Source organism: Bradyrhizobium sp. AUGA SZCCT0182 (assembly GCF_018130185.1).
In the GTDB taxonomy this organism is placed as follows: domain Bacteria; phylum Pseudomonadota; class Alphaproteobacteria; order Rhizobiales; family Xanthobacteraceae; genus Bradyrhizobium.
The window spans coordinates 1-6,491 of the sequence record NZ_JAFCLY010000088.1; the positions used below are offsets into that span (position 1 = coordinate 1).

Annotated in this window: 5 protein-coding genes and 1 pseudogene; all 6 read left to right on the forward strand. The window is 56.1% G+C overall.

What is annotated here, in order from left to right:
• Positions 1 to 1,247: 1,247 nt before the first annotated feature.
• Positions 1,248 to 1,943: pseudogene (locus JQ611_RS43235) on the forward strand (MBOAT family O-acyltransferase); the annotation flags it as partial.
• A 295-nt stretch (positions 1,944 to 2,238) separates the two neighbouring features.
• Complete coding sequence (locus JQ611_RS41120; RefSeq protein ID WP_212389375.1) at positions 2,239 to 3,198, forward strand: hypothetical protein; 960 nt, start codon at positions 2,239 to 2,241, stop codon at positions 3,196 to 3,198.
• Positions 3,199 to 3,646: 448 nt separating this feature from the next.
• On the forward strand, positions 3,647 to 4,927 hold the full coding sequence (locus tag JQ611_RS41125; RefSeq protein ID WP_212468818.1) for a site-specific integrase: 1,281 nt from the start codon (positions 3,647 to 3,649) through the stop codon (positions 4,925 to 4,927).
• A gap of 7 nt (positions 4,928 to 4,934) precedes the next feature.
• Positions 4,935 to 5,696 (forward strand): hypothetical protein, encoded by a 762-nt coding sequence (locus tag JQ611_RS41130; protein WP_212468819.1) that lies wholly within the window; start codon positions 4,935 to 4,937, stop codon positions 5,694 to 5,696.
• Positions 5,697 to 5,794: 98 nt separating this feature from the next.
• A complete protein-coding gene (locus JQ611_RS41135; RefSeq protein WP_212468820.1) occupies positions 5,795 to 6,010 on the forward strand; it encodes an AlpA family transcriptional regulator in 216 nt (71 codons plus the stop codon).
• A 215-nt stretch (positions 6,011 to 6,225) separates the two neighbouring features.
• Positions 6,226 to 6,491, forward strand: a 266-nt coding sequence (locus JQ611_RS41140; protein ID WP_212468821.1) for a bifunctional DNA primase/polymerase, incomplete at its 3' end; no start/stop codon positions are given.

A 6,491-nucleotide genomic window follows, 5' to 3' on the forward strand; every position in this document is an offset into this window, starting at 1 on the left:
TCGCAACGTCAACGTCCACCGCATCCCCGCCCCTCGTCATGACGACGGCCGACGCCCCTCTGAGTGGGACGGGATGGCTATTGATGTGCAGGTGATTTGGGGTCGAAGGAAAGAGGAATATTTTTGAATTTCGGAAATTTTGTGCTTGACATGACTTCTGACAATCAGAAGCGATTTGTTCGGCGCGCCACCGGCCGGGCTGCTCGCGCACCCGGCGCGAGGTGATTTTGGGGAAGCCGCCGAGAGACAAAGCGCGCTAGCAGACCTTCAACGTGCGGCGGGTGGATGCAATTGTATGTCGCGCTTGCGTAACGATATTGGCGGCGGGGTGCCGGGACGGCGTGAGTGAAAGGAGCTTTGAGACTTGGTGGAGCTGCGATGTCACTAGCGAAGGCGCGAGCAAAAAGTTTATAAGCTGGGACCGCGAAAAACAAAACGCGGTAACAGCGAAAACAGCCCTCACGGCGCCTTCGTTTGATACCGTGAATGTTTTCGTGGTAGTCGCGGTATCAATCTAGGCACACTTATAGTTTACCATAGGGCCCAGCAGATGAGAGCATTTGATGGCAAGACCACGCGAGCAAGCTTGTTTGCACGACGGGTTGAAGCTGGACTAAAACCAGCTTGCTCGCGATGGGTTCGTCGAACCGGCTCGATTGCGCGGAATTCATTGGACGCATTCGTTCGCAACCGCAGGCATCTCGAAAGAGTTGGAAGGCTGGCTTCGCGTTCAGCTAGGCAGCCTCGACCAGCGCAATTTCCGAAGTCCATACGTCGGGGCGGCCGCGCGACCGCTTGGTAGACATGATGGGGTTTTCCCCAATCACTACCCCTGCTTGGAGGCTAACTCTTTGACTTTCACGTCGTGGCAATTTGCGGTGTTCGTGTCTGGGGTATTTGCCCTTTATTACTGGCCACTCGTTCGCCCGTATCAGGTCTACATCCTGGTAGTTGCAAGCCTGTTCTTCTACGGATTCGGGCAACCGGAATTGCTGGCGCTGCTCGCGATAGCGGTCTTCGGGACTTACTTCTTTCTCCTGAAGGCCATGGCTCGACGTAAGTTGTGGCTGCCGGCCGGCATTGCATTCAACCTCGCGTTATTAGCCTTTTTCAAGTACAAGTTACTGTTTGTCGATCCCTCCTCACCGGCACTCTCGGATGTTGGCGCGATTGACCTCTTGCTGAAACTCCCGCTGCCAATAGGCATTTCGTTCTTCGTCTTCCACAACATCAGCTTGCTGGTGGACATGACGAAACGCACCGGCCCTGCCCCCTCCCAATGGGACGTGTTTCTTTACATTATATTCTTCCCGCAGCTCGTCTCCGGACCCATCACGCGGGCGGAAAACTTTCTGCCGCAAATCCAACCGAAATTTTTCAACGAAGTACCGTTCGTCGAGGCGGCTAGATGGATTGTCACCGGCTACTTCTTCAAACTATTTGTCGCGAACAACCTCAACACGCTCACGACCAACATGGATTTTCCTCTATACCATGCGCTTCGAAGCAGCGACCGTTGGCTCTGCCTGTTCCTTTATAGCTATCAAATCTATGCCGATTTTTTCGGGTATTCTGCTATCGCGATCGGGCTGGGGCTGCTGTTCGGCTACCGTCTGCCAATCAATTTCAACTTGCCCTATATCTCGCAGTCGTTTGCTGAATTTTGGACGCGCTGGCATATTTCGCTGTCAACCTGGCTCCGCACCTATCTCTACATCCCGTTAGGCGGCAACCGCGATGGTAAAGGGCGGACGTACCTCAATCTAATGATCGTGATGGGCCTGGGTGGTCTTTGGCACGGCGCCGGATTGAGCTACCTGGCATGGGGGCTAATGCACGGCCTCCTTCTGGTGATCGAGCGTCCGTTCCTGCCCTTGATAGAAAAACTTGCAGCGATTGCCGCTCTGCGTCGCGTGATCGTTGCGACTCGCATGCTTGTTGTTTTTTTATGCGTCTCCTTCTTATGGGTTTTTTTCAAGCTCCCGAATTTCGAGCATGCGATGGATTACATTTCTGGTATGTTTATCGATCAGTCCGTGCCTAGCCCTGCGCGCATTTACCGAAGTCTGGCGCTGATCTATGCGTTTCCAGTTCTCATACAGCATTTTATCACCTCGGAGAGGCTCGTTGCACTCCGGGGCAACCTGGATCCCTTTGTGTATGGCGCCATGGCAGCTCTGATGCTAATCGAGGCCGGTCCCGACACAGCGTTCATATATTTCCAGTTCTAGGTTGGACATGGACCGTACTGCCTCGATAAGCTGGTTCGTGAAGGCGAGCGCTGCATGTGCCGCAGTATTGGCCATGTGTTGGATAGCTCCTCAGTTCCTCAAAGACATCCCGGACTTTCCCGCGACCACGACGGATGAAATACAGTCCAAGATTGCCGATCGTTATCTCAACAGTCCAGTTGCTCCGGTCGCATTAACGGGCAGTTCGTTCACCGTGCGATTGCACGAAGAATTTTTTCACAAACTTTACGTTCGAAATCTGGCGCTGCCTGGTGGATCTCCGTTGACCGGGGCAGCAATGATTGAGGCGGCTACTGCTGTTCGGCCGCGGCTCATAGCCATCGAGACCAATACTCTTTCTCGCGGTATCGACCAGGCAATGGTTGAGAGGGTCCGCACGAGTAATGCGGAGCCTGCGCGCGCACCAATGAATTTCAGACCCCTTCGCACATTAGCCGCGTTGTACCAGCAAAAGCTCGACGATTGGCAGCGCTTTGACAGAGATGACAAATCTGCGCTTCTTCGGCAATCGGCTCTAGAAGAGGCAATTCTACGAAAGCCGCCAGCCCCCGAATACAACCCGCATGTGCTCGCCGCTGTCCTGGCTGAGTGGAATAATCCGGATCACGATCAGATCATCCGTCGACATGCAGCCGAATTGAAGCACATCGTGGAAACGCTCGAGATGCAAAAGATTTCAGTGTTCTTTTACGAACTTCCTCTGAGCCCCGCATTCGCGCGGTCCCGATATATGACAACGGGCCGGTCAGCGATGGCAGAGGCCTTTGGGCACGACCACGGCAGATGGTTATCATTGGACTATCCATCCAACGAGATCCGATGGACCGATGGAGCACATCTTGACGAACGATCGGCTATCATCATGGCACGCTCTTTAGAGAGAGCGATCGCGCGGAAAATAGGTAGCGAGGTGGTAAAGCAGACATCCTCAGACCTTGCCCGCTAGGATGGAGTCACCGTTTCGATGCCTAACCTGGAGTGGAGACGACATGACCGTCATTGCGTGACGTGACGCGACGCCGACGATCGTCGGTCGACCCGTAGACATCGCCATTGCTGAGCTCAGGAAAATAAACGTACCACACGGTACCAGTCTCTCTGCGCTCCTACGGAGCTTCGGGAGACACCCCGCGCCCTACGGTCTCTCGGGTGGCCTGCCACCCGAAGCCCGCAGGGCGTAGGGTGGCGGAGAGGGAGGCCGCCGTTTTAGCGCCCGGAACGCCCCGGAGACACCCGAAACGGAGCGGCAGCCGGAGAAGAAAAACCCTAACAGCACAGTGATTTCCTGCCTTTTCCTACTCCGCTTTTACCCAGAATAAGCCGTTATCGTCCGGCATAGTCAAGCCGGGGGCTGATCCGGGGGTTGGGTATTTGGGGGCGGAAGGATAGTTGCGATGGCATTGACCACGAGGCAGGTCGCCAAACTGACTGAGCCAGGCCGTTACGGTGACGGTAGGGGCCTCTACCTCCAAGTTACACCGACCGGCGGCCGCTCTTGGCTGCTCCGCTACGAGCGCGGCGGGCGCGAGCGGGCTATGGGCCTGGGGCCGGTCAGCGACTTCACGTTGGACGAAGCCCGCGAGCGCGCGCGCAAGGCGCGGCAGCTGTTGGCCGACGGGATCGACCCGCTCGATGCCCGCAAGGACGAACGCGTCAGGCAGACTTCGGAGAACGCCCTGGCTGCTGCCGCGAACGTCACCTTTCAGGAATGCGTCGATCAATACTACAAGTTCCACTCGCGCAAATGGAACAACGCCAAGCACGCCGCGCAATTCCTCTCGACGCTCAAAATGTACGCCTATCCAGCGCTGGGGAAACTTCCCATCGCCGCGATCGACAAGGCCTTGGTGCTCAAGGCGATCGAGCCGATCTGGTACAGCAAGACGGAGACCGCGAGCCGGGTGCGCGGTCGAATTGAAGCCGTTCTCGATTTCGCGAAGACACGCGGCTATCGCAGCGGCGAAAATCCTGCCGCCTGGGATGGCAACTTGATCCACGCCCTGCCTGCGCGCAATACGATTGCGAAGGTCGAACATCACGCGGCGCTTCCCTTTACCGAGATGCCTAAGTTTATGTCTCAACTGGCTGCCCGCGAAGGCATAGCCGCGAGAGCTTTGGAGTTCACAATCCTGAATGCCGCCCGCACTGGTGAAGTCATCGGCGGCCGCTGGCCTGAGATGAATCTGGATGCGAAGCTGTGGACCATCCCCGCCGGACGCATGAAGGCCAAGACAGAGCATCGCGTCCCGCTAACGAGCCGCGCGCTCAAAATTCTGGAAGCTCTACCGCGTGACGGAGATTTTGTGTTCCCCGGCAGCCGCAAGGGCGTTCCGATCTCAAATATGGCGATGGCCGAGGTATTGAAACGGATGGGCCGACTCGACATTACCGTGCACGGCTTCCGATCAACGTTTCGCGATTGGGCGGCGGAGCGGACCAGTTATCATAATCACGTTGTCGAAATGGCATTGGCTCACGTGATTGGCAACAAGGTGGAGGCCGCCTATCGACGAGGCGATCTGTTCGGCAAGCGGGCTCGGCTCATGGCCGATTGGGCGCGGTACTGCTTGACGAGGCCGGTGGACACGGCGGAAAGTAATGTCATGCCGATACGGAGGCAGGACAATGACCCGGAAGCAACCGAACCGCGGGCGACGATCGGGCGGAGCCACTAACCGATCGGTGCGCATCGAGCCCCAGGACGCCGCGAAATTCGATTCTTGGCTCGCGACCATGAAAGGTCCCGTAGAGACGGCGGCATATAACGATGCAAAAAGGCTTCTGACCAACGCCTGGAAGCCCGAGTGGCAATCCACATTGAAAAAAGATGTCTCCGACGCAAATGAGTTAAAGGGGAAAATCGAGGCTTCGATTTTGAACTTATCTCGGAGAGCGGCCACTGAACTGGACGAGGGCGATCGCAAAAGTTTGGATCACGATGTAGTGGCCATCTGCACCGCTGCCGCCTTCGAGCGATTTGCAGCCGCACGCTCTCAATCGCCTGCGGGCGAAAGAACCACCAGAAACGAAATTGAAAAATTGCGCCTACTGGCAACTCGCCTTGTGAAGCACATCGAATCCCTGCACCAAACATCTCGTGAACTTCTCGATCATGCTAACCTCCAGATACTCACAAGATCGGCGGCAACCGCGGCCGATGCTTCCTGGAATGCGGCTAAACTGATCCCTTGTTTTTCGTTTTGTGAACAACCCGATGGCAGGAAAGCTAATAGACCTGCCGAGTCCGTAACCAGAACCGCCGCGATCATTTTTAAAAAACGTACCGGAAATCTGGCTGGCAGAACGACCGACCGCATCAGTCACGTAACCGGCGGCCCATTTATCGAATGGCTCGCCGATTTGTTCTCAATCTTGAGAATAGAAGCCAGTGCCGACGCAGAAGCTCGCAAATATCTCGCGCGGACTACTAATGGACAGAACTGACGAAGAATATTTAGTTTCCGCCATGTGACTATCCTGAGAAAAATTGAGATGGTTCGGTTCGACCGGCAAGCCTCGCCGGGTGATACCGGAGCGCCATCATGACTAATTCTCGCCTTAACCGGATGTTTCGCTTGCGTGAACTTCCCGAGTTTGTTGGACTTCGGCGCACGCAAATCGGCGAATTGATAAAAACGGGGGAGTTTCCCAAGCCGATACCGCTGAGTGACACTGGACGCGCGGTCGCTTGGTTGGAAGGCGACCTCATCGCCTGGCAAAATGGCCGCATCGCAGCACGCAATAACGAATCAGCGTGACCGGCGATGACAAACTGGGCTATTACTAAGTCTGCTATTGCTGGCCGAAACCTCCGCGTCTGTATAGCGATCGCCGGACGTCGCGACCATGATGCGTCGGGGAAACGGATCGCTTGCCGCAGTCGCGGTAGGCGACCGGCCTTTATTACCGCCTTCAAGCGGGCACAGGGTGGTTTGGTGCCACCGATATTACCGTCCTCGGCGGGAGGGCGGTGATGCACGGCAACACCTATGACACTGGCGTCGACCCGCCAATGTTGACCGCGGCCCTTTCATATGCTGCACGCGGGTGGCACGTCTTTCCCGCCCATAAGTCCGGTGAAAAGAAATCCCACAAAAAGGCGGAGAAAACCCCTAGTGGGCTGCCCTGGGGAATGTCGGTCGATGCAGAAGAGATCGGACGTGACTTTGCGAGATTCAGGGGTTGCAATGTCGCTATCGTAACGGGCGAAGTGTCCGGCCTTTTCGTTCTCGAATGCGA

Bases quoted from the DNA above. Each gene is read 5' to 3' on its own strand.
- JQ611_RS41125 (WP_212468818.1), top strand. From the start codon at position 3,647: ATGGCATTGACCACGAGGCAGGTCGCCAAACTGACTGAGCCAGGCCGT.
- JQ611_RS41135 (WP_212468820.1), top strand. From the start codon at position 5,795: ATGACTAATTCTCGCCTTAACCGGATGTTTCGCTTGCGTGAACTTCCC.
- JQ611_RS41120 (WP_212389375.1), top strand. From the start codon at position 2,239: ATGGACCGTACTGCCTCGATAAGCTGGTTCGTGAAGGCGAGCGCTGCA.